Genomic DNA, 22,032 nt, shown 5'->3' on the forward strand with positions numbered 1-22,032 from the left:
GACGGGCCGTTCGTGCTCGGGCTGGGCGCCCTGGCCGGGGAGCTCGACGTCTTCGTGGTCGCCGGCATGGTCGAGTCCGTCGCCGACGACCGCCGTGTCGCCAACACGCTCGTCGCCGTCGACCCCGAGGGACGGCTCGTCGCGCACTACCGCAAGCTCCACCTCTACGACGCCTTCGGGTCGACGGAGTCGGACTGGATCGCCGCCGGCGAGATCGGCGCTCCCGAGACCTTCGCGGTGGGCGACCTCGTCGTCGGGCTGCAGACCTGCTACGACCTCCGCTTCCCGGAGGTGACGCGGTGGCTCGTCGACGCCGGGGCGGATGTGGTCGCCGCGCCCGCCGAGTGGGTCAGGGGCCCGCTCGAGGAGGCGCACTGGCGCACGCTCGTCACCGCGCGCGCCCTCGAGAACACGATCTACCTCGTCGCGGCCGATCAGACCCCGCCGATCGGTGTCGGCAACAGCATGGTCGTCGACCCGATGGGCGTCGAGATCGCGACCCTCGGCGAGGCGGAGGACGTCGCGGTCGCCTGGCTCTCGCGCGAGCGGATCGACGCCGCCCGGGCGAAGAACCCGGCGCTCGCACTGCGCCGCTTCACCGTCCGTCCGCTCTGACCCCGCCCGCGCCGGCGCGGGCCGGACGTGCCGCGCCCGCCCGATGCCGCGCCCGTCGGCCGCCCCTCAGGCGCGCATGCCCGCGAGCCGGGAGGCCCGCCTCCTCGAGCACCTCGAACCGCTTGCAGAAGGCGAAGCGCACGAGCGAGCGGTAGGGCGCCGCGTCCTCGGGCCTGCAGAACGCCGAGACCGGCACCGCGACGACGCCGGCGAGCTCCGGCAGCGACCGGCAGAACTGCACGCCGTCCGAGTACCCGAGAGGCGCGGCGTCGGCCACGACGAAGTACCCGCCCCGCGAGGGGGCGACCTCGAACCCGGCGGCGGCGAGCCCGGCCGACAGGATGTCGCGCTTGCGCTCGAGCGTCGACGCGATCCCCGTGAAGAACACGTCGTCCAAGCCCAGACCGCGGGCGACGGCGCCCTGGAACGGGGAGCCGCTGACGTAGGTGAGGAACTGCTTCACCGCGAGGACCGCGGTGATCAGCTCGCGCGGTCCCGTGATCCAGCCGATCTTCCAGCCCGTGGTGCTGAAGGTCTTGCCGGCGGAGGAGATCGTCAGCGTCCGCTCCCAGGCTCCTGGCAGCGTCGCGATCGGGACGTGCCGCCCGTCGAAGCGCAGGTGCTCGTAGACCTCGTCGGTGACGATCACCGCGTCGTGGCGCTCGGCCAGGCGGACGATCAGCTCGAGCGTCCCGTGCGGCAGGACCGCGCCGGTGGGGTTGTGCGGATCGTTGACGAGGATGATGCGCGTGCGGTCCGAGACCGCCGACGCGAGGCTCGGCGGGATCGACCGAGAAGTCCGGACCGCGCAGCAGCACGGTCCGGTGCACGCCGCCGGCGAGCGCGATCAGCGCCCCGTAGGCGTCGTAGTGCGGAGTGAAGGTCACGACCTCGTCGCCCGGTTCGAGCAGGGCCAGGAGGGTCGCCGCCAGCGCCTCCGTCGCTCCGGTCGTCACGAGGACCTCGCCGTCGGGATCGGGCTCGAGCCCGTGGAACCGCTTCTGGTGCGCCGCGATCGCACCGCGGAGCGCCGGGAAGCCCGGGCCCGGCGGGTACTGGTTCAGACCGCTCGCGATCGCCTCGCGCGCCGTCTCGAGCACCTCGCGGGGGCCGTCCTCGTCGGGGAAGCCCTGCCCGAGGTTGATCGCCCCCGTGCGCTGCGCGAGCGCGCTCATCTCGCTGAAGACGGTGGCGGCGACCTCGCCGCGGGGCCCGAGTAGTCCGGCGCCCGCGGCCGCGCGGGTCCAGGATCCGTGGATGCTCACGCCACCAGTCTGCACCGTGGCGCCATCGCCGTCTTCGAGTCCCGCTTCCAGCCCCGGTCATAAGGAACCCCCGGGTTCGCTGGTCAAGCTATCCCCGCTTGGAAGGAGCACTACCCATGACCGAGAGTCACGAGGGTCCCCGTCAGCCCGAGGATCCCACCACGCCGACGGGCCCTCAGGCGTCCCCGGCCCCCGAGCAGGGCCGCGGGTCCGAGCACCCCACCGTCCCGCTGCCCGAGTCCTCGCCGCAGCGCGCTTCCTCGCCGCAGCCCCGTACACGTCGAACTCCTCCGAGGAGAACCGGCCGCAGCCCCGTGGCCCCCGGTCCCCGGTACGGCCAGTACGCGCCGCCCGCCGCGAACACGGTGCACAGCTCGGAGAACCCGCCGTCCTCGAGCGCCTTCGGCCCCGCGGGGAGCAGCCCCCGCCGCCCCCAAGCGCCGCGCCGGGGTCAGCGTCGTCGCCGCCCTCGCGATCGGCGCGGTCGTCGGCGGGGTCGCCGGAGCCGGCGTGTTCGGACTCTGGTCGGCCTCCAACGGCTCCGCGACGCGCGTGGTGTCGTCCGGCGGCTCGCAGACCATCACCGTCAACAACGCCGAGGACGCGACGACCGCGACGGCGGTGGCGGCGAAGGCCACTCCGAGCGTCGTCACGATCGCGGTGAGCGGCGGCTCGTCCGCCGGCACCGGCTCGGGCATCGTGCTGTCGGAGGACGGCTACGTCCTCACCAACACCCACGTCGTGACGCTCGACGGAGGCGTCGCGGACGCCGCCGTCACGGTCACCACGAGCGACGGCCGGATCTACGACGCCACCGTCGTCGGCACCGACCCCACGCTCGACCTGGCGGTGATCAAGCTGACCGACGCGACCGATCTCTCGCCGATCACCTTCGCCGACTCCTCCGAGATCAACGTCGGCGACACCGCCGTGGCCATCGGAGCGCCGCTGGGCCTCTCCGGAACCGTCACGGACGGCATCGTCAGCGCGCTCAACCGCAGCATCCAGGTCGCCTCCTCGGCGGCGCCCGACGACTCGGGCGACAGCTCCAGCGGCAGCACCGACAGCCCGTTCAACTTCGACATCCCCGGTCAGGCCCCGCAGACCCAGGCCACGAGCACGATCTCCTCCCCGTCATCCAGACGGACGCGGCGATCAACCCCGGCAACTCGGGCGGTGCCCTGCTCGACAGCGACGGCGAGCTGATCGGCGTGAACGTGGCGATCGCCAGCGCGGGCTCCTCGAGCTCGGGTGATCCAGAGCGGGAACATCGGAGTCGGCTTCGCCGTGCCGAGCGCGGTCGCGGAGCGCATCGCGAAGGAGATCATCGCGAACGGGTCGGCCACCCACGGCCTGCTCGGAGCGAGCGTCACCGACTCCACCGAGGACGTCCTCGGCGCCGCGATCCGCGAGGTGACCTCGGGCGGTGCCGCGCAGGCGGCCGGTCTGAAGGCGGGCGACATCGTCACCGCGATCGACGGCACCCCCATCACGAACGCCTCCGACCTGACCGCGCAGGTGCGCGCTCGGGCCGCGAACGCCGACGTGCAGATCACCTACGTCCGCAGCGGTCAGAGCTACGAGCTCGACGCGACGCTGGGGACGATGGCGACCAGCTGACGCTCCTCCCGCACTCCCGAGCAGCCCCCGAGGATCCGTCCTCGAGGGCTGCTAGGTGGTGCGGACTTCCGCCCGGATCCTCGTGGACGACCGGCTCCTCCCCGCACGAACTGGACACATGCAGCCCGAGAACCCGACGGACAAGGCGTCGACGGACGACCTCTCGGAGCTCCCCGGCGTCTCGTACGTGATGCCCGTCCTGAACGAGGTCACCCACGTGCGCGCCGCCGTCGACTCGCTGCTCGCGCAGGACTACCCGGGGCCGTTCGACGTGGTCCTCGCGGTCGGCGCCGAGCATCGACGGGACCGAGGCGCTCGTCGAGCAGCTGAGCGCCGCCGACCCGCGGATCCGCGTGGTCGCGAACAGCGTCGGCTCCACTCCCGCGGGCCTGAACGCGGCGATCCGCGCGTCGACGCATCCCGTCGTCGTCCGGGTCGACGCCCACTCCGTTCTGCCGCGCGACTACGCGCGCATCGCCGGTCGAGACCCTGCAGCGCTCGGGCGCCGACAACGTCGGAGGCGTGATGGCGGCCGAGGGGCTCACCCCGTTCCAGCGCGCCGTCGCGCGGGCCTACGGCTCCCGCATCGGCCTCGGCGGCACCCCGCACCACGTCGGCGGGCAGGAGGGACCGGCCGAGACGGTGTACCTCGGCGTCTTCCGGCGCGCGGCACTCGAGCGCGCGGGGCTCTTCGACGAGCGGTTCAAGCGCGGCCAGGACTGGGAGCTGAACCGGCGCCTGCGGGAGCTGGGCGGCACCGTCTGGTTCACGCCGCGCCTCACCGTGACCTACCGACCCGCCCGTCGATGCGGGCGCTGCTGCGCCAGTTCCTCTCGACGGGGATGTGGCGCGGGAGCTGACCCGGCTGTTCCCCGCCTCGCGGTCGCTGCGCTACTTCGCGCCGCCCGTGCTCGTCGCCCTGCTCGCCCTGGGACTGCTGGCGGGGGCCGCCGGAGTCGTCCAGGCGCTGGTCGGCGCCGCGCCCTGGCTCCTGCTCGGCCTGGTCGTGCCGCTCGGCTACCTCGTGCTGGTCGCCGCCGCCACGGTCGCCGTCGCCCGGGTCGACGGTCCCCCGCGATGCTGTGGTTCGCCGTCGTGATCCCGTCGATCCACGTGGCGTGGGGCACCGGATTCGTGCTCGGGTTCGCAGGTCTGACCAGCAACATCTCGGCCGCGCGCAACCAGCCGCGCACCGGCGGGGTCCCGACGGCCGGCGACGACGGCACCGACACTGCGAGGGCGCATGACCGCGACCACGAGACCCCGATCCATCGCCGAGCTGAAGGCGGTCGCGCAGCCCCCGAGGTGCGCGGGCGCCGCTAGCGCCGAGCACTGGACGGCGTCGCTCTACCTGCGGCGCTTCTCGCCGTACCTGACCTGGGTGCTGCTGCGCACCTCGATCTCGGCGAACGGCGTCACCGGGCTGCATGATCCTGGTGGGCTGGAGCGCGGCCGCCGCGCTGCTGATCCCGGGCGTCGCGGGCGCGGCGTCGCGCCCTGCTCGGGCAGCTGCAGGTGCTCGTCGACTGCTGCGACGGCGAGGTCGCCCGCTGGCGCCGCACGTCGTCCCTGCGGGGTCTTCCTCGACAAGGTCGGCCACTACACACGGAGTCGCTCATCCCGATCGCGCTCGGGCTCCGCGCCGCTGGTTCCCGTTCGGAGACGCCGGGCGACTTCCCTGGACGACGATCGGCCTCGCCCGGCGCTCGTGATCGTCCTCAACAAGGCGCTCAACGACATGGTGCGCGTCGCCCGCGCGAACGCGGGACTGACCAAGCTCGCCGACACGAAGGGGGAGGCGGTGCCGTCTCTCCGGACTCGCGAGACTCCGCCGGGCGGCCCGGTTCGTGCCCTCCACCGCCTCTACCACTCGGTCGAGCTGACCATGCTGGCGTTCGCCGCCTCCCTCGTCGGCCTCGTGGTCGGAGCGGGCACCGCCGACCGCGTGCTGGTCGCGGCGCTCCTGCCGCTGGCCGTGCTCGCCCTCGTCGGCCACTTCGTCGCGATCATGGCGTCCAAGCGTGTCCGCTCCTGATCGGACGGCGCCGCTGCCCTGAGTCGGCGTCGTCGTCCTGACGCAGGGAACGCGCCCCCGACGACCTGGCCGCCGGGCTCGCGAGCGTGCTCGCGCAGCAGGGCGTCGAGCTCGACGTGGTCTGCGTCGGCAACGGCTGGGAGCGCGCGGCATGCCGGAGGGCGTCCGCCCGCTCGCACTGCCCGAGAACCTCGGGATCCCCGCGGGACGCAACGCCGGTGTTCCCGCGACTCGGGGCGAGCACCTCTTCTTCCTCGACGACGACGTGCGCGTTCCGTCGCCCACCTTCCTCCGGGACGCGATCGCCCTGCTCGACTCGCCCCGGCGCATCGGACTCGTGCAGCCGCGGGTCGACAGCACCGACGGCACCCCCGCGCCGCGCCGCTGGATCCCGCGGATCCTCAAGGGCGACCCCCGCCGCTCCGGCCCCGTCTTCTCGGTCTGGGAGGGCGCGGTCGTGCTGCGCCGCGACGTGTTCGAGCAGGCGGGCGGCTGGGCGGATCCGTTCTTCTACGCCCACGAGGGCATCGAGCTGGCCTGGCGGGTCTGGGACACGGGGCGCACCACATGGTACGCGGGCGAGCTCGTCGCGCAGCACCCGGTGATCCAGCAGACCCGGCACGCCGACTACTACCGGCTGAACGCGCGCAACCGCGTCTGGCTCGCGCGGCGCAATCTGCCGGCTCCGCTCGCGCTCGCCTACGTGGGCTCCTGGACCGCGATCCAGTGCCTGCGCTGGGCGCGCGACCTCCCGGCGCTCCGGGCCTGGTTCGCGGGATGGCGCGAGGGCTGGCTCGCGGACCCGGGCCCGCGCCGCGCGATGTCCTGGCGGACCGTGCTCCGCATGGGTTTCGCCGGGCGTCCGCCCATCGTCTAGCATCGGGGCAGCCGCTCCGCCGGGGCGGCTGCCCCCGGAAGGACGACGGTGTTCGATTCGACGCAGCTGCTCGCCACGGTGCGCACGCACCTCGATGAGGGGGCCGTCGTCGGGGACGACGACGAGTTCCAGGCCCGCCTGGACGAGCACCTGCCCCGATTGGTGGAACTCCTCGCCGGGGTCTACGGCCACCGCGAGGACCTCGCCGAGCAGATCCTCGGCGTCGTCGCGCTCGCAGCGTCGTCGTTGGGCGCAGCGACCCGAGGAGCTGCGGGCGCTCGACCGGTCGCGTGGAGCAGCACCCGGACTGGTTCCTCTCGAACAGGGCCCTCGGCGGCGTCTGCTACGTCGACCGCTACGCCGGCGACCTCGAGGGGCTGCGCGCCGAGATCCCGTACTTCCGCGAGATCGGGCTCGACTACCTGCACCTGATGCCGATCTTCGACGCCCCGGAGGGGGAGTCCGACGGCGGCTACGCCGTCTCGAGCCTACCGCCGCGTCCGGCCCGACCTGGGCGACATGGACCAGCTGCGCCTGCTCGCCGCCGAGCTCCGCGCCCAGGGGATCGCGCTCGTCGTCGACTTCGTCTTCAACCACACCTCGAACGAGCACGAGTGGGCGCGCCGCGCGCTCGCCGGTGAGGAGCGGTTCGAGGACTACTACTGGATCTTCCCCGACCGCGAGCAGCCCGACGCCTTCGAGCGGACGACCCGCGAGATCTTCCCCGAGGACCACCCGGGCTCCTTCGTGCCGCTCGAGGACGGCCGCTGGGTCTGGGCGACCTTCCACCGCTACCAGTGGGACCTCAACTACTCCAATCCCGAGGTCTTCCGCGCGATGGCCGGCGAGATGCTCTTCCTCGCCAACCAGGGGATCGACGCCCTGCGGATGGACGCGGTCGCGTTCATCTGGAAGGAGCTCGGCACGACCTCGGAGTCGCGGCCCGAGGCGCACCTGCTGCTGCGCGCCTTCAACGAGGTCTGCCGTCTCGCCGCTCCGTCGCTGCTGTTCAAGTCGGAGGCGATCGTGCACCCGGACGAGGTCGTCGAGTACATCGACGTCCAGGAGTGCCAGCTCTCGTACAACCCGCTGCAGATGGCACTGACGTGGAGGCGCTCGCGACCCGCGACGTCCGTCTGCTTTCCCAGGCGCTCGAGCGCCGCCACGCCCTGCCCGACGGCACCGCCTGGGTGAACTACGTCCGCGGTCACGACGACATCGGCTGGACCTTCGCCGACGAGGACGCGGCCGAGCTCGGGATCGACGCCGCGGGCCACCGCCGCTTCCTCAACGACTTCTACACCGATCGCTTCGAGGGCACGTTCGCCCGCGGCGTCCCGTTCCAGGAGAACCCGCGCACCGGGGACCGCCGCGTGTCGGGCACCACCGCGTCCCTCGCCGGCATCGAGGCGGGCGACCCCTACGGGATCGAGCGGGTCCTGCTCGCGCACTCGATCGCGCTCAGCACAGGAGGCTCCCGCTGCTCTACCTCGGCGACGAGGTCGGCCAGCTGAACGACTACTCCTACCGCGACGACCCCGCCACCGCGGGGGACTCCCGATGGGTCAACCGGCCCCGCCGCCCGGCGGAGCGCTACGCCGAGCGCGAGACGCCGGGCACCGTCGCCGGCGAGGTCTTCGGCGGCCTGCTGCACCTGATCGCCATCCGCAAGTCGGTCCCGCTGTTCGCGGGCACCGCGCTCACCGTCTTCGACGCGCAGAACAACCACGTGCTCGGCTACCAGCGGCCGGGCGACGGCGAGGCGCTGCTGGTGCTGGCGAACGTCTCGGACGAGGTGCAGGAGATCGCCCCGGAGCGGTTCGGCGGCGTGGATCCGTGGGCCCTGGATCTCGTGACCGAGGTCACCGTGGACCTCCGCGAGGGCTTCCGTCTCGCACCGCTGCAGTTCGTCTGGCTCCGGGTGACCCCCTCTCCTGACGCCCCTCGCGGCGCCCCCTGGACGGAGGGGCGGCTTGTAGCCTGGAGCGATGACGTCCCGCGATCTCCTCCTCCGACTCGTCAGGGACGCGCGGCTGGCGCGGAAGGTCGGAGCCGACCTCCTCGCCGCCCGCCGCGCCCGGCACACCGTCGCCCGGCTCCTCGCCGCGCGAGCCCCGCTGCCCGAGGGGCGCTTCGAGATCGGCGTGTACTTCGCCGACGGCGACATCAACCTCTACCAGGTGCGCCAGTGGTACCGCCCTCTGGTCGAGCTCGCGACGACGCGGCCCGTGGTGCTGCTGACGCGCAACGCGAGCGCCGCAGCGGTCCTGCTCCGCGAGAGCCCGTCCCGGTGGCCTACGTCCGCTCGGTCGTGGACCTCGAGGAGACGATCGCGCGGCAGCCGCTGCGCATCGTGCTGTACGTCAACCAGAACTCCCGCAACTTCCAGATGATGCGCTACGGGCGCCGCTGGCACGTCTTCGTCAACCACGGCGAGAGCGACAAGATGTACATGACGACGAACCAGTTCAAGGCCTACGACTACAGCTTCATCGCCGGCGACGCCGCCCTCGCCCGGCTGCACCGCGTGCTCTGGGACTTCGACTTCGAGAAGCGGGCGATCCCGATCGGACGCCCCCAGGCCGACCACCTTGCCGGTCGCACGCCCTTCACGCCGGATGAGCGCCGCGTGGTGCTCTACGCGCCCACCTGGGAGGGCGATCGGGCGGCCGCCGGCTACGGCTCCGTCGCGAGCCACGGAGTGGCGCTCGTGCGCGCCCTGCTCGCCGACCCCCGCTACCGCCTCGTCTACCGCCCCCACCCCCGCAGCGGGGCGGTCGACCCCGCGTACGGAGCGGCGAACCGCGAGATCATCGCCCTCATCGCCGCGGCGAACGCCGCCGACGGCACCGCCGCCCACGTCCACGACACCGCGGCCGAGCTCGGCTGGCAGCTCACCGCCGACGTCGCGGTCCTCGACGTCTCGGCCATGGTCTACGACCGGCTCGCGACAGGCCTGCCCCTGATGGTGACGCGTCCCGTGAGCCCGGAGGCGGACGTGGACGAGTCCGGCTACCTCGGGGACGCCGAGTGGCTCCTCGCCGCCGACGCGTCCTCGATCACCACGCGCCTCGCAGGCGTCGAGCACGACGCGGCGGCCGTCGAGCGGCTGCAGCGCTGGGTGGCCCACTATTTCGGCGACACCCGCCCCGGAGCCGCGACCGCGCGGTTCCACGCCGCGATCGAGCACCTGCTCGAGGAGTGGGACCGCCACGCGGCGCTCCACCGCGACGATCCGGTCGTCGACGACCACGATCCGGAGGGCTGAGCGGGGGCCGGCGAGGTCCGCGTCAAGTCCCTCCGGGCGCGGAGGAGCGCCTCCTGGGCGCCGCTACGCTCGTCCCATGAGGACCAGACGCATGTTCGCCCGCGCCCGACGGCGCGCGGCCGCGCCGACACCGCCGCCGGTCGACTCCGACATCGTCGTGACGGCCGACCAGGAGCGCCCGGTCTTCACCATCCGCTCGTTCCGCATCGGGCTGTTCGGCGGGCTCGGCGTGCTCGTGGCCCTCGTGCTCGGCGGCCTGGTCGTCGAGTTGAGCACGGTGCTCACCTACGTCTTCGTGGCGCTGTTCTTCGCACTGGGCCTGGATCCCCTGGTGTCCTGGCTCGAGCGCAAGCGGATCCCGCGCGCCCTGGCGATCACGATCGTGTTCGCGGTCGTGGTGCTCGGCTTCGCCGGCTTGCTGCTCTACATCATCCCGATCCTGGTCGAGCAGCTCACCCTGTTCGTCACCGCCGCTCCGCGCATCGTCACCGACATCGCCTCGCAGCAGTGGGTGCTCGACCTCGAGGATCAGCTGCGCGGCGTGATCGAGGTCGATCAGCTGATCACGACGGTGCAGGGCTTCATCGGGAATCCGCAGAACCTGCTTTCGCTCGGCGGCGGGCTCCTGGCCGTCGGCACGGGCATCGCGAGCGGGGTGACCGGCGCGATCATCGTGCCGATCCTGACCCTGTACTTCCCTCGGCGTCGCTGCGCTCGATGAAGTCCGTCGCGTACCGCTTCGCCCCGCCTCGCACCGCGCGAAGGCGCGCGAGGTCGGCGAGGAGATCACCGGAGCCGTCGGCCGCTACGTCGTCGGCCAGGTCACGCTGGCCGGCGTGAACGGCGTGCTGACCTTCATCCTCCTGGTCTCGATCGGGGGACCGGTGCCGGCGCTGCTGGCGTGCGTCGCGTTCCTCGAGGTCCCTGATCCCACTCGTCGGCACCATCTCGGGCGCCGCGATCATCTCGCTCGCCTGCCTGCTCGCGTCCCCGCTGACCGCCCTCGTCGCGGCGATCTACTACCTCGTCTACATGCAGGTCGAGGCGTACCTGCTGAGCCCGCGCATCATGGCGCGCGCGGTCTCGGTGCCGGGTGCGGTCGTCGTGATCGCGGCGGTCGCGGGCGGCACGATCGCGGGAGTGCTCGGCGCACTCGTCGCGATCCCGGTCGCGGCGTCGATCATCATCGTCGTGCAGAAGGTCGTCTTCCCCCGCCAGGACGCGAAGTAGAGCGGTCGGTCCTCAGCGGTACGGCGGTGCCGCGGCGTCGAGGGCCGCGATGAAGCTCCGGACGGACGCGGGCGTCCCGGCCGTGGTGCCGGCGGCCGGTCAGGAGCGCCAGGGTGCGGGTCGCCAGCGGCACCACTCCGGCCCAGACGCCGTCCTCGTGCTCGGCGTCGTCGGAGGACTCCGCCGCGCGGATCTTCACGCTCGCCTCGACCAGGGGCATCCGCAGCACGAGGGTCGCCGCGATCTCGCGGCCGTCGTCGGCCGCACCTCCGCCGCGCGGCCGGGGAGGAGCCGGTCCACGAGCACGTCGAGCGCCCTGTTCTTCTCGTCCCCCTCCAGCGCCTCGGCCTCACCGAGGATCATCGCGGAGCGGTAGTTCATCGAGCTGTCGAAGGTCGAGCGCGCTACGACCAGTCCGTCGACCAGGGTCGCGGACACCGTCAGCTGCGCGCCGCGCGCCGCCGCGCGCAGCAGCCCGCCGCCGCTGGACCCGTGCAGCAGGAGGGAGTCGCCGTCGCGGGCGAAGAGGATCGGCAGCACGATCGCCGCGCCGTCGCGCACCACGGCCACGTGGGCGATCAGCGCCTCGTCGAGCAGCGCATACAGCTCCGTGCGGTCGGTGCTCTGCCGCTCGCGGAGGCGGGTGACACGGGTGCGGTCGGTGACGGGGAGGGTGCTCATGCTCCGATCCTGGGCCGACCGCTGGATCTGTCAGAATGCCAGCGGGGCACGATCCGAGTGGTCCAGATCGGGGGAGTCCATGGCGTCCGGGAGATCTCGAGATCCCGCTGCTGCTCGCTCCGTCCCCGCGCGGATCGGTCCGAGCGCACCTCGCGGAGGCGCTGCGCGCCGCGGTGCTCGACGGCCGCTACCGGGCGGGCGACCCCATCCCGTCGAGCCGCGTGCTCGCCGAGCGCCTCGGCGTCTCGCGCGGCTCGGTCGTGGCGGCCGTCGATCAACTCGTGGGCGAGGGCTATCTCGTGGCCGAGCCGCGGGCGTCCGTCACCGTGGCGGCCGACGGCGTCGTCGTGCCGCCGCGATCGCTGCGTCCCGCCGCCGACCCGCTCCCTCCGGAGCGCGCCGCGCAGGTCCTCGACCTCCGGCCGGGCCGACCCGACACCCGGGGGCTCGACACCCCGGAGTGGCGGGCGGCCTGGCGTCCCGCGCTCGCCGCGCCGCCCTCCGCGCTCCCCGCCGCCACCGGCGACCCGGGTCTGCGCGAGCAGATCGCCCTGCAGCTGCGGCGCTCCCGCGGAGTCGACATCGCCGCCGCCGACGTGGTCGTCACGAGCGGCACGGCCGACGCCGTCGCGCTGCTCGCCCGCGCCGCGGCCACCGCCCTCGGCCGACCGGTGCGCGTCGGGGTCGAGGATCCGGGCTACCCCGCCGTCCGCAGGCGCCTGCACGCGGAAGGGCACGAGATCGTCGGCATCCCCCTCGACTCCGACGGCATCGACCTGGTCGCGCTCGCGTCCGCCCGGCCCGACGTGGTGGTCGTCACTCCGTCGCACCAGTACCCGACCGGCGGGCGTCTGGCGCTCGCGGCGCGGCTCGAGCTCGTCCGCCTCGCAGCGACCGAAGGGCTCCTCGTCATCGAGGACGACTACGACAGCGAGTTCCGCTACGTCGGCGCGCCCCTGCCCGCCCTCGCGTCGCTGGATGCGAGCGGGGAGTGGCGCACGTGGGCTCGTTCTCGAAGACCGTGTCGCCGTGGCTCCGCGTCGCCTTCCTCGCCCTGCCCGCCGTCTCGTGGCTGCGTCCGGCGCTCGCGGGCCTGGACTCGGAGCGCGACGCCTCGGTCTCGGGTCCGACGCAGGAGGCGCTCGCCGCCTTCATGGCGACGGGGGCGTTCCGCCGCCACCTCGCCCGCTCGAGGCGGCGCTACGCGCACCGCCGGGAGCTCGTGCGCGCCTTCTCCGCGCGGATCGACTGGGGCGAGGCGAGGGCCTGGACGGCGGCCTGCACGTGGTGCTCACCCTGCCGGTCCCGCTCGGGGCGGCCGACGTCGCCGCCGCGCTGGCCGCCGAGGGGCTCGAGGTGGCGACGCTCGACGCGTACGCGGTGTCGGGACGCGCGGGCGAGCCGGCGCTGGTGCTGGGCTACGGGCACCTGAGCGACCTCGAGCTCTCCTCCTCGCTCGAGACGATCGACCGCACCGTGCGGCGCCTCGCGCGCGGCGCCGGTCGGCGTGGTATCCCTGAGGGATGACCTCCGACGCGCTCCACATCACCGACGACCCGGACGCCGATGCGCTCCTGACGCGCGACCCGCTCGCGCTGCTGATCGGCATGCTCCTGGATCAGCAGGTCGCGATGGAGACGGCGTTCGCCGGCCCCCTGAAGATCGAGCAGCGCCTCGAGGCGATCGGCTCGTCGTTCGACGCGGAGTCGATCGCGGCAATCGAGGAGGACGCGTTCTCGGAGCTCTGCCGCACTCCTCCGCCGTGCACCGCTACCCCGCGAACATGGCCGGCCGCGTGCAGACCCTGTGCCGCGCGATCGTCGACGACTGGGGCGGCGACGCCTCCGCGATCTGGACCCGCGACGAGCCGGACGGCAGGACCGTGCTCGCGCGCCTGAAGGCGCTCCCCGGCTTCGGCGACCAGAAGGCGCGGATCTTCCTCGCCCTGCTGGGCAAGCAGCGCGGCTTCGAGGAGCGGGTTGGCGCGAGGCCGCCGGCGCCTACGGCGAGGACGGCTCGTTCCGCTCCGTCGCCGACATCGTCTCCCCCGGAGTCGCTGACGAAGGTCCGCGCGACGAAGCAGGCCGCGAAGGCCGCCGCGAAGACGGCGAAGGCGAGCGGCTAGAGCCGGTCCTCGATCGCCGCGATCAGCGCCGGGCGGTCCTCGCGCAGGATCGACGCGCCCGCGCCGAGCACGCTGCGCACCTCGACGCCGCGGTCGGCGAGCAGACCCGCGAGCGACGGGTGCCCGATCGGATCCTCCGGCAGCACGGCGAGGGTCGGCACGACGAACGCGTCCGGCGCGTCCGTCGCACCGCGCGCGGTGAGTCCGCCCGCCGACGCCGGGTCCCATCCGGTGCGCCGAGACGTCGAGCTCGATCTGCTCGTCGGTCCAGATCGGATGGCGCCGCCGCAGGTCGTCGGCGTCACCCTTCTCGACCCGGCTCAGCGAGCGGGAGCCGCGCAGAGCGCCGACGAGCCCTCGGGAGTCCGAGAACGCGGGGTCCAGGATGATCAGCCGCTCCGGCCGGTACTCGTCCGCGAGGCGGGCCGCGACGACCGCTCCCAGTCCGTGGCCGAGGATCAGGTCGGGCGTCTGCAGGACCAGGCGCGCACGTCCGCGGCCCAGCGCTCGGGCGAGTAGGCGAGGGACTTCGGCGAGCCGCCGTGACCGGCGAGATCCGGGGCGATCACCCGGTAGCCGTGCTCCTGCAGGCGTCGGCACGAGGGCGTACCAGGTGCGGGAGTCGGAGGCGAGGCCGTGCAGGAGCAGGGCGACGCGCTCGCCCGCTCCGCCGTAGTCGCGCACGTGCAGCTCGAGGGGCTCCAGGGCCCCCGCGGTCAGGGCGCGCTTGCGCTCCGAGCGGGTCGGCTCGATCACGAGGGCGTTGCCGAACACCTGCGGTGCCGGACCGAAGGCGTCGCGGGCGTTCTGCACGACCTTGCGGCCGAGCATCGCGTTGCCGACGCCGCCGAGTGCCGCGCCGACGCCGAAGGGCATCGCGCGTCCCACCAGTCCGGCGCCCTGCTGGGCCAGGAAGTGCCGCGTGAAGGAGCGCTTCGCGCGATCGGCGAGCTCGCCGACGAGGAACGAGGGGAGGCCCTTGGTGACGACGGACCCCCAGTACTGGTTGAGTCCGGCGCCGCCGGTGACCTGCCCGGCGACCTGGCGCACGAGCTCGCTGCCGGAGGAGCCCATCATCAGCGCAGCACGAGCGCGCGGGCGCGCTCCGGGTCCTCGAGGCGGATGCCGTGCACCTCGGTCACCGACTGCGCCGAGGGCGTCGCCCGAGGAACCCGACGGCGCCGGCGCCCGAGGGCGACGGACGCCGCGGTGCCGAGCCCGGGGACGACGGCGGTCGCTCCCGATGGCCGCTCCGCCGGCGGCGACGCTCGGGAGGTACTGCCGCTCGAGCGGGGTGATGAGCTGCTCGGGGGACGCGTTCGGCCGACGTCGGCGCAGAGCGCGGATGTTGGCCAGCACGGCCGGCCGCTGCACGGCGAGCACCCGATCGAGGATCCTCGCGAGCTGGGCCGTGTCGACGGGCCCGGGGTCCGACTGCTCGATGTCCGGCCTGCGCCTTCGAGCCGCGGTCCTTCGGCGCCATGTAGTGCACTCCTGCGTCGTCCGGATGCCGCCCGCGCGGCACCGCCGTCAGTCGGCGGGCGTCGGCGGTTTCGGCGCGTAGTCCTCAGCGTAACGCGCGAGCACCTGATCGATCGGTGCATCCAGCACGAGCAGAGCCCTTGTCCAGGTAGAGCCCCCTGGTGCAGAAGCGGCGCAGATCGCGCTCGTTGTGCGAGACGAAGAACAGCGTCCGACCGGCGGCCAGGAGCTCCTCGATGCGCGCGTAGCACTTCTCGCGGAACGCCTTGTCGCCGACGGCCAGCACCTCGTCGACGAGGATGATCGGCTCCTCCAGCCGCGATACGACGGAGAAGGCGATGCGCACCTTCATGCCGCTCGGGTGCTTGTACGGGGTGTCGAGGAAGTCGCCGATTTCGGCGAAGGCGATGATCGCGTCGAAGCGCTCGTCGACCTCGCGCTTGGACATGCCGTGCAGGCCCGCGGTCAGGTAGACGTTCTCGCGGACGCTGAGGTCGGCGACGAATCCGCCGGTGATCTCGATCAGGGCGACCCCGCCGCGGACCTCGACCGTGCCCTCGTCCGGCAGCACCACTCCGGCGACGAGCTTCAGGAGGGTCGACTTGCCCTGGCCGTTGCGGCCGACGACTCCGATGGCCTCGCCCCGGCGCACCTCGACGTCCAGCCCGCGCAGAGCCCAGAATTCTCCGGGACGCGAGCGGCGCGAGCGCCCGGCGAGGAGGTCCTTGAAGGAGCGGCGCCCGCGGCGGTTGCGTGGAACCTGATGCCCAGACCGCGGCACGCGATGACGATCGGCTGCTCGGCGGGGGCGGAGGGGGACGCGCTCATCACAGCTCCTTCAGCACGGAGCGCTCGGGCGCCGGAAGACGATCAGGCTCCACGACCAGCAGGAGCACCGAGATCAGCGCCGAGGTGAGGATCAGCGGCAGGTCGAGCTCGCTCGCGAAGAAGGTGGAGCGGTAGGCGCGAAGATGCCGCTCAGCGGGTTGAGCGCCGCCCACGGCTGCACCGCCTCCGGCAGGTTCGCGGTCGAGTAGATGATCGGCGACGCGTAGAAGAGGAAGCGCAGCACGAGCTTGATCACCCGCTCCAGATCGCGGAAGAAGACCACCAGCGGCGCGACGAGCAGTCCGACGCCGAGCGTCAGCACGCCCTGCAGCACGATCGCGACCGGGAAGAGCAGGACGGCGGGTGTGACCTCGGCGCCCGCGAGCACCGCGAACAGCACGAGGACCGGGATGCTGGCGACGAACTCGATGCCCTTGGACAGCACGATCCGCCCGACCCAGATGGTGCGGGGATCGACGTCGAGCGCACGAGCTTCGCCTCCTGAGGAAGGCGCGCGTGGCGTCGGAGGTCGCCTGGTTGAACCACATCCAGGGCAGCAGGCCCGCGAGGAGGAAGACGATGTACGGGTCCTCGCCGACGGAGCGGTCGAAGACCACCGTGAAGACGAAGTAGTAGATCCCGGACATCACGAGCGGGTCGAGGATCGACCAGAAGTAGCCGAGCGCGCTGGTGGCGTAGCGGACCGTCAGGTCGCGCCGCGTCAGCAGCCAGAGGGAGTGGCGGTACCGCCAGGCCTTCGGCGGCGGTGCGCTCGGCGACGGCCGCATCGCGGGAGAGGTCGTCCCCGGGCACGACGTCGATCCGGCTCACTGCGCGCGACTTCCTCACCCGGCTCCGATCGAGCCGGACGAGGGTCGGGCGTCGAGACGAAGAGGTTCGCGCGCTCGAGGTCCTCGGCGAAGTCCACCTCGACGGCGTAGAGGTCGGAGATGTCCATCGGCTCGACGAGCAGTCGGTCCTGCTCGATCGCCAACTCTATGCCACGCTCGAAGTAGTCCTGGGCGTCGACCCGGGCCAGCTGGCGGATGAGCGCCGGCTTGTCGGCGGCGGATACGTAGTTGATGCCCACCGCCTCGCCGAGTCCGCCGCGGACGGTTTTGGACAGCTCCCGGATGTAGCCCTCGGCGTCGTCGTGTACTTGACCTCCTCGTCGGACACCTTGGCGGTGTTGACGGTGACGAAGGAGGCGTCCTTCGCGATGAGGGCCGCGGCGCGGTCGAGGATGCGGGGGTCGAAGACGACGTCGCCGTTCATCCAGAGGACCCCGCCCTGGCCCGAGGCCTGGAGGGCGCGGAGCAGGCTCTTGGAGGTGTTGGTCTGGTCGTACTGCTCGTTGTAGACGAACGACGCCGACGGGAACGCCTCGATGATGTGCTCGAGCTTGTAGCCGACCACGATGCTCACGGGCACGGAGGTGCCGAACGCGTGGTGGATGTTGTCGAACTGCTGCTGCATGATCGTGCGCCCGTCGCTGAGGGGCGTCAGGGGCTTCGGGAGGCGAGCGGCCGAGTCGGCTGCCCATGCCGGCGGCGAGGATCACGACGGTGGCGGGCGTGCCTGCTCGAGCCGCCCCGGGTCGTTCCGTTGTTCGTCATCGTCTGCTCGTCTCCTCGAATTAACCGCTGCGTATCGATCTGATTGCTCCTCGGGTCGAGAGATAGTGTACAGTCCCCGCTCTCGAGGGCCAGGGTGGTTGACCTCGGCCGTGTCGCGGGGTCCGGCGCGGGGCCCAGGGGGCGGGGCGGGCGGAGTTGGTACCGTTGCCGGATGACGTCGACGAACGCCGAGGGGTCCGAGCGCACCCCGCTCCCCGCCGATCCGGAGGACGCCGTCGATCCCGCGGTCCCGGCCGGGCCCGCTGCGACCGGGGAGACTCCCGACGCGGCGGCCGACCCGCGCCCCGTCGTCTACGAGCTGCACGCCGTCACCCGCACGTTCGGACGCACCGTCGCCGTCGACCGGCTCGACCTGGCGGTCCGCGCGGGCACCTTCTACGGCATCATCGGCCCCAACGGAGCGGGCAAGACCACGACACTCTCGGCGATGACCGGCCTGCTCCGCCCGGACACCGGTCGCGTCCTCGTCCACGGCGTCGACGTCTGGAAGGACCCGGCCGCCGCCAAGAGGCTCATCGGCGTCCTGCCGGACCGCCTGCGCCTGTTCGACCGCCTGACCGGCGCGCAGTTCCTCTTCTACGCCGCGGCGCTGCGCGGATCGACAGGGCGACCGCGAAGAAGCGGGCCCAGGAGCTCGCCGAGGCGCTCGGGCTCACCGACGCGCTCGAGCGCTTGATCTCGGACTACTCCGCCGGCATGGCGAAGAAGGTGGCGCTCGCCGGCGCGATGATCCACGCTCCGCGCGTCCTCGTGCTCGACGAGCCCTTCGAGTCGGTCGACCCCGTCTCCGCGGCCGTGATCACCGTGCTCCGCCGCTTCGTCGCGGGGGGCGGCACGGTCGTGCTCTCGGGCCACGGCCTGGACTTCATCGAGCGCTCTGCGACGACGTGGCCGTCATCGTGGGCGGCAGGGTCCTCGCCTCGGGGCGGTCGAGGACGTCGCCGGCACCGCCACCCTCGAGGAGCGCTTCCTCGAGTTGGCGGGCGGCAAGCAGATCGCCGAGGGGCTGCAGTGGCTGCACGACTTCTCCGGCTAGGCTCGACGTCCTCCTCGGGTCCTTCCGCTCCGGTCCCGCCCGCTCCGCAGCGGGTCGTCCTCGGGGTCCTGGTCGCCGTCGCCGCGACGGCGGGCTGCTCGCCGCGCTCGGCGCGCTGCGCGGCGCCCCCGGGCTCGCGGCCGACGACCGTGGAGAGGCGCCCTGGTGACCGCCGGCTTCCTGGTGCTGCCCTTCCTCCTGGGGCCGCTGGATCCGATGGACCCGCGCCTTCCGGCTCTTCGGGATCCCCGGTGCGCGCCTCGCGGCGATGCTCGCTCTCGCGGGGCTGCTCTCGGTGCCGGTCCTCGCGCTTCTCGTGCTCGCCCTCGCGCTCGTCCCGCTCTTCGCCGACGCCGGCGTGCTCGCCGTCCTCGGACCGCTGCTCGGCGTCGCCACCGCGCTCCTGTGCGCGAGGATCGGCCTCGCCGCCTCCTCCGCCCTCGTCCCGTCGCGCACCGCCCGGAGGCTCCTCGCGATCCTCGGACTCGTGCTCCTGCTCACCGTGCCCGCGGTGATGATCGCCGTAACCGGCCTCGACTGGGGCGGAGCAGGCGCGCGCGCTCGGCTCCGTCGCCGCGACCCTCGGCGTCACGCCGTTCGGCGCGGCCTGGGCGATCGCTCCGGCGGCCGTGGCCGGCGATCCCGTCGGGCCGCTGCTGGTGGCGCTCGTGACGCTGGCCGCCCTCGCGGTCCTCTGGTGGCTGCTCGTGCGCCTGCTCGTCGACCGGCCCGAGCGCACGCGCCGTCCGCCGCGCGGGCTCCGGCTCGGCTGGCTCGACGTGCTCGGCGGATCCCGACCGGCGCGGTGGCCGCCCGCAGCATCACCTACTGGATCCGCGATCCGCGGTACCAGGCGTCGCTCGTGGCCGTCCGCTGCTCCCCGTCGTCGTCCTCGTCCTGCTGGCTCTGGTCGAGGTGCCGTTCCCGCTCCTGTCGCTGCCGCCGGTGCCGCTCGTGGTGCTGTTCCTGGGCTGGTTCCTGCCACAGCGGCTACGGCCTACGACGGGTCCGCGTTCCTGGCTCCACGTCGCCGCCGGTGGTGAGTCGGGCCGACCGCCTCGGCCGGGCGTTCCCGACGCTCCTGCTCGGACTGCCGATCCGCGTGCTCCTGGGCTCCGCTCGCCTCGAGCGCCACACCTCGGGTTCTCGATTGGGGCCCTACCCCGTCCTGCTCGCCGCTGGCACCTGCCTCCTGCTGGTGCCCGCCGGGGTCGCCAGTTGCGGTCTCGGCGCAGAAAAGCTGGCGTACACCCGGCCTCCCCGGCCCGGCGGCAGCCCCGTTCGTGCAGCCGCAGGCGCCGCGGTTCCAGGCCCAGTGGAGCCGGCCCGCGAGGCGCTGGCCTTCGGGCTCGGGCTGCTGCTGGCGGCTCCCACCGTCGTCGTGCTCGCGATCCGGGCGCTGTTCGTCGCGGCGGAGGCGGCGCAGGCCGCGATCACTGACGGGCTTCGGCGGCGCGGTGGTCGTCTTCGCGCTCGGGGTGCTGCTCGGAGGAGTGGCTCTTCGATCGCGCGTGCGGCCGAGCTCGTCTCGTTCACGAGCCGCTGCTGACCTGCCTCCGCTCCCGCTGACCTCTCGGTCGGCCGCGCGTAGGATCGGGGGCATGACGACCCGCCCCGAGAACAGCAGCACCGACCCTCTCGGGGGAGGCGGCGGAACCGCCACCCTCGACCGCGAGCTCGAGGAGCTCTGAACCAGGAGACCATCGAACCGGGGGATCCGCAGACAGATTCTCCACTGCATGCATGAAGGACAAGATCCTCGAGAGCGCGCACTGACGGGCAAGCCCGTCAAAGCGCTCTGCGGCACGTGGCTCCCGGGGCGCGACCCGGAGAAGTTCCGTCTTGCCCCTCCTGCAAGGAGATCTACGCCCGGATGAAGTGAGTGGGGCGGCCCGGCGACCGGGCCGCCCCTCCCTTCTCGCGTGTCATGCCGTCCTCGGAGGTCGGGCGTAGCGCGTCGGGGTGACGGGTCCCCGGCCCAGGCGCAGGGCGTCCTGCGGCTACTCCGCCACGGCCGACGCCCGGTGCTCGCGCGCCGCGGCCGTGCGCGGCGCACGCGCCCAGGGCGTCGCCGAGGATCTCGCCGCCGTCCACGAGCGGGACGAGCAGTGCGCGCTCGCCCTCTCCGACGCCGCCCTCGGGGCCGGCGCCCACGTGCACGACCTCCTCCTGAGCCACTCCGTCGAGCCGCGAGCAGCCGCCCGGCCGCCTTGCGACCGCCGATCGACGCCTTCGAGGCCGACTTCTTCGCTGACGGCGACCCGCTCGCCCGCGTCGTCCTCGTGCGCCACGAAGCTTGTAGACCATGCCGGCGGTCGGGTGGCCGAGAGCCGGTGGCGACCGAGGTGCCCTCGTCCAGCGAAGTCGACGGGGGAAGGCGGCGAGGGCCGCGATGCCGTACTCGTCGAGGTCGTTGGTCACGGTGATCACTGGTGCCTGTCGCCCCGAGGGCGTCGAGCTGACTGCGCCGGACGGCGGCGACCTGCTGCGGGAGGTCGCCGGAGTCGATCCCCGCACGGCGCCCAGGCCCGTGCCGGCGGCGCGCACGGCCAGGTCGACCGCGGCGGTGACGTCGTAGGTGTCCACGAGGAGCGTCGTGCCGGGGCCGAGCGCGGCGACCTGCGCGCAGGGCACTGGCGTCCTCCTCGGAGTCGTGAAGCAGCGTGAACGCGTGCGCCGACGTGCCCATCGTCGGCACGCCCCAGCTTGCGTCCCGCCTCGAGGTTCGAGGTGGAGCCGAATCCCGCGATGTAGGCGGCCCGTGCCGCGGCGACGGCCAGAGCGCTCGCCGGCCCGGCGGGAGCCCATCTCGGCGAGCGGGCGGTCGCCGGCGGCCGAGACCATGCGGGCCGCGGCGCTCGCTGACGGCGCTGTCGTGGTTCAGCACCGACAGCACGAGGGTCTCGAGCAGCACGCCCTCGGCGAAGGGCGCCTCGACGATCAGCTCCGGGGGAGCCGAGGCGGGTAGACCTCGCCCTCGCGGTAGCCCCACACGTCGCCGCTGAAGCGGTAGTCGGCGAGCCAGTCGAGGGTGCGCGAGTCGACCACGCGGTTCTCGCGGAGCCAGTCGAGCTCGGGCTCGCCGAAGCGGAAGCACGAGACGAGCTCGAGCAGGCGCCCGGTCCCGGCGAGGACGCCGTAGCCGGCGTCCGGAGGGCAGGCTCCGGGCGGAGCACGCCTCGAACATGCAGCGCCGATCGGCGGTTGCCGCTGCCCAGGGCGCCCTCCACCATCGTGAGCTCGTACCGGTCGGTGAGGAAGGCGGTCGCGTCCATCCCCGCAGTCTTCCACGCACGGCCCGGGGCTCGCGGAGGGCTCGCGGGTCGGCAGCCG

14 protein-coding genes and 10 pseudogenes are annotated in these 22,032 nt (G+C 73.1%); 15 read left to right on the top strand and 9 right to left on the bottom strand.

From position 1 onward, the window contains the following. Positions 1-12 precede the first annotated feature (12 nt). Positions 13-615 carry a nitrilase-related carbon-nitrogen hydrolase gene (locus tag AC0CII_RS24045; protein WP_465230809.1) on the top strand — a complete coding sequence of 201 codons (603 nt, stop codon included), beginning with the start codon at positions 13-15 and terminating at the stop codon, positions 613-615. A 97-nt stretch (positions 616-712) separates the two neighbouring features. On the opposite strand, the pseudogene AC0CII_RS24050 reads toward AC0CII_RS24045, so the two are convergent. After that, positions 713-1,880 (bottom strand): annotated as a pseudogene (locus AC0CII_RS24050) (aminotransferase class I/II-fold pyridoxal phosphate-dependent enzyme); the annotation flags it as partial. 660 nt (positions 1,881-2,540) lie between these two features. Between AC0CII_RS24050 and AC0CII_RS24055 the strand changes: the two are divergent. The 8 genes and pseudogenes from AC0CII_RS24055 to AC0CII_RS24090 form a co-directional block, all read left to right on the top strand. Continuing rightward, positions 2,541-2,840: pseudogene (locus AC0CII_RS24055) on the top strand (S1C family serine protease); the annotation flags it as partial. A gap of 291 nt (positions 2,841-3,131) precedes the next feature. Then, positions 3,132-3,500 carry a S1C family serine protease gene (locus tag AC0CII_RS24060; RefSeq protein ID WP_465230810.1) on the top strand — a complete coding sequence of 123 codons (369 nt, stop codon included), beginning with the start codon at positions 3,132-3,134 and terminating at the stop codon, positions 3,498-3,500. 118 nt (positions 3,501-3,618) lie between these two features. After that, positions 3,619-4,673, top strand: a pseudogene (locus AC0CII_RS24065) (glycosyltransferase family 2 protein); the annotation flags it as partial. Between the two features lie 70 nt (positions 4,674-4,743). Then, on the top strand, positions 4,744-5,535 hold the full coding sequence (locus AC0CII_RS24070; protein WP_465230811.1) for a CDP-alcohol phosphatidyltransferase family protein: 792 nt from the start codon (positions 4,744-4,746) through the stop codon (positions 5,533-5,535). A 37-nt stretch (positions 5,536-5,572) separates the two neighbouring features. Beyond that, a pseudogene (locus AC0CII_RS24075) lies at positions 5,573-6,412 on the top strand (glycosyltransferase family 2 protein). Positions 6,413-6,478: 66 nt separating this feature from the next. After that, positions 6,479-8,342 (top strand): annotated as a pseudogene (locus tag AC0CII_RS24080) (alpha-amylase family protein); the annotation flags it as partial. 1,429 nt (positions 8,343-9,771) lie between these two features. Beyond that, positions 9,772-10,401: an AI-2E family transporter gene (locus AC0CII_RS24085; protein ID WP_465230812.1), complete on the top strand. Its 630-nt coding sequence runs from the start codon at positions 9,772-9,774 to the stop codon at positions 10,399-10,401. 257 nt (positions 10,402-10,658) lie between these two features. Further along, complete coding sequence (locus AC0CII_RS24090) at positions 10,659-10,910, top strand: AI-2E family transporter (protein ID WP_465231082.1); 252 nt, start codon at positions 10,659-10,661, stop codon at positions 10,908-10,910. Here the strand turns inward: AC0CII_RS24090 and AC0CII_RS24095 are convergent. Both AC0CII_RS24095 and AC0CII_RS24100 read right to left on the bottom strand, forming a co-directional pair. Next, positions 10,864-11,109 carry a hypothetical protein gene (locus AC0CII_RS24095; RefSeq protein WP_465230813.1) on the bottom strand — a complete coding sequence of 82 codons (246 nt, stop codon included), beginning with the start codon at positions 11,107-11,109 and terminating at the stop codon, positions 10,864-10,866. The two genes, AC0CII_RS24090 and AC0CII_RS24095, sit on opposite strands and share 47 nt — an antisense overlap. Further along, the gene (locus AC0CII_RS24100) at positions 11,106-11,591 is read right to left on the bottom strand and encodes a pyridoxamine 5'-phosphate oxidase family protein (protein ID WP_465230814.1); all 486 of its coding nucleotides are present in this window, start codon (positions 11,589-11,591) and stop codon (positions 11,106-11,108) included. Before AC0CII_RS24100 ends, AC0CII_RS24095 begins: the two co-directional genes overlap by 4 nt. Before the next feature lie 35 nt (positions 11,592-11,626). Here AC0CII_RS24100 and AC0CII_RS24105 point away from each other — a divergent pair, with 35 nt between their 5' ends. Next, a complete protein-coding gene (locus AC0CII_RS24105) occupies positions 11,627-13,111 on the top strand; it encodes an aminotransferase-like domain-containing protein (protein WP_465230815.1) in 1,485 nt (494 codons plus the stop codon). Positions 13,112-13,114: 3 nt separating this feature from the next. Further along, positions 13,115-13,716: pseudogene (locus tag AC0CII_RS24110) on the top strand (HhH-GPD-type base excision DNA repair protein). On the opposite strand, the gene AC0CII_RS24115 reads toward AC0CII_RS24110, so the two are convergent. From AC0CII_RS24115 to AC0CII_RS24135, 5 genes and pseudogenes are all read right to left on the bottom strand, one after another. Next, complete coding sequence (locus AC0CII_RS24115) at positions 13,713-14,021, bottom strand: hypothetical protein (protein ID WP_465230816.1); 309 nt, start codon at positions 14,019-14,021, stop codon at positions 13,713-13,715. The pseudogene AC0CII_RS24110 and the gene AC0CII_RS24115 sit on opposite strands and share 4 nt — an antisense overlap. 833 nt (positions 14,022-14,854) lie before the next feature. After that, positions 14,855-15,208: a hypothetical protein gene (locus AC0CII_RS24120; protein WP_465230817.1), complete on the bottom strand. Its 354-nt coding sequence runs from the start codon at positions 15,206-15,208 to the stop codon at positions 14,855-14,857. A gap of 38 nt (positions 15,209-15,246) precedes the next feature. Further along, a pseudogene (locus AC0CII_RS24125) lies at positions 15,247-16,026 on the bottom strand (ABC transporter ATP-binding protein). Positions 16,027-16,117: 91 nt separating this feature from the next. Continuing rightward, positions 16,118-16,471: an ABC transporter permease gene (locus tag AC0CII_RS24130; RefSeq protein WP_465230818.1), complete on the bottom strand. Its 354-nt coding sequence runs from the start codon at positions 16,469-16,471 to the stop codon at positions 16,118-16,120. Positions 16,472-16,912: 441 nt separating this feature from the next. After that, a pseudogene (locus tag AC0CII_RS24135) lies at positions 16,913-17,569 on the bottom strand (phosphocholine cytidylyltransferase family protein); the annotation flags it as partial. Positions 17,570-17,814: 245 nt separating this feature from the next. On the opposite strand from AC0CII_RS24135, the gene AC0CII_RS24140 reads away from it, so the two are divergent. The 4 genes and pseudogenes from AC0CII_RS24140 (at position 17,815) to AC0CII_RS24155 (ending at position 20,581) form a co-directional block, all read left to right on the top strand. After that, positions 17,815-18,339, top strand: a complete 525-nt coding sequence (locus AC0CII_RS24140) for an ATP-binding cassette domain-containing protein (RefSeq protein ID WP_465230819.1) — start codon at positions 17,815-17,817, stop codon at positions 18,337-18,339. A 211-nt stretch (positions 18,340-18,550) separates the two neighbouring features. Next, a complete protein-coding gene (locus AC0CII_RS24145) occupies positions 18,551-18,868 on the top strand; it encodes a hypothetical protein (RefSeq protein WP_465230820.1) in 318 nt (105 codons plus the stop codon). A 99-nt stretch (positions 18,869-18,967) separates the two neighbouring features. Further along, positions 18,968-20,248, top strand: coding sequence for a hypothetical protein (locus AC0CII_RS24150; protein WP_465230821.1), 1,281 nt, complete (start codon positions 18,968-18,970; stop codon positions 20,246-20,248). 52 nt (positions 20,249-20,300) lie between these two features. Further along, positions 20,301-20,581 (top strand): annotated as a pseudogene (locus AC0CII_RS24155) (DUF3039 domain-containing protein). A gap of 191 nt (positions 20,582-20,772) precedes the next feature. Here the strand turns inward: AC0CII_RS24155 and AC0CII_RS24160 are convergent. Beyond that, a pseudogene (locus tag AC0CII_RS24160) lies at positions 20,773-21,974 on the bottom strand (nicotinate phosphoribosyltransferase); the annotation flags it as partial. Between the last annotated feature and the right edge of the window lie 58 nt (positions 21,975-22,032).

The organism is Rathayibacter sp. AC182, assembly GCF_979253875.1.

What these genes read in the sequence shown, in the direction of transcription:
- AC0CII_RS24070 (WP_465230811.1), top strand. Translation starts at nt 4,744, where the DNA reads ATGACCGCGACCACGAGACCCCGATCCATCGCCGAGCTGAAGGCGGTC.
- AC0CII_RS24085 (WP_465230812.1), top strand. Translation starts at nt 9,772, where the DNA reads ATGTTCGCCCGCGCCCGACGGCGCGCGGCCGCGCCGACACCGCCGCCG.
- AC0CII_RS24100 (WP_465230814.1), bottom strand. Translation starts at nt 11,591, where the DNA reads ATGAGCACCCTCCCCGTCACCGACCGCACCCGTGTCACCCGCCTCCGC.
- AC0CII_RS24105 (WP_465230815.1), top strand. Translation starts at nt 11,627, where the DNA reads ATGCCAGCGGGGCACGATCCGAGTGGTCCAGATCGGGGGAGTCCATGG.
- AC0CII_RS24140 (WP_465230819.1), top strand. Translation starts at nt 17,815, where the DNA reads ATGACGTCGACGAACGCCGAGGGGTCCGAGCGCACCCCGCTCCCCGCC.
- AC0CII_RS24150 (WP_465230821.1), top strand. Translation starts at nt 18,968, where the DNA reads ATGCTCGCTCTCGCGGGGCTGCTCTCGGTGCCGGTCCTCGCGCTTCTC.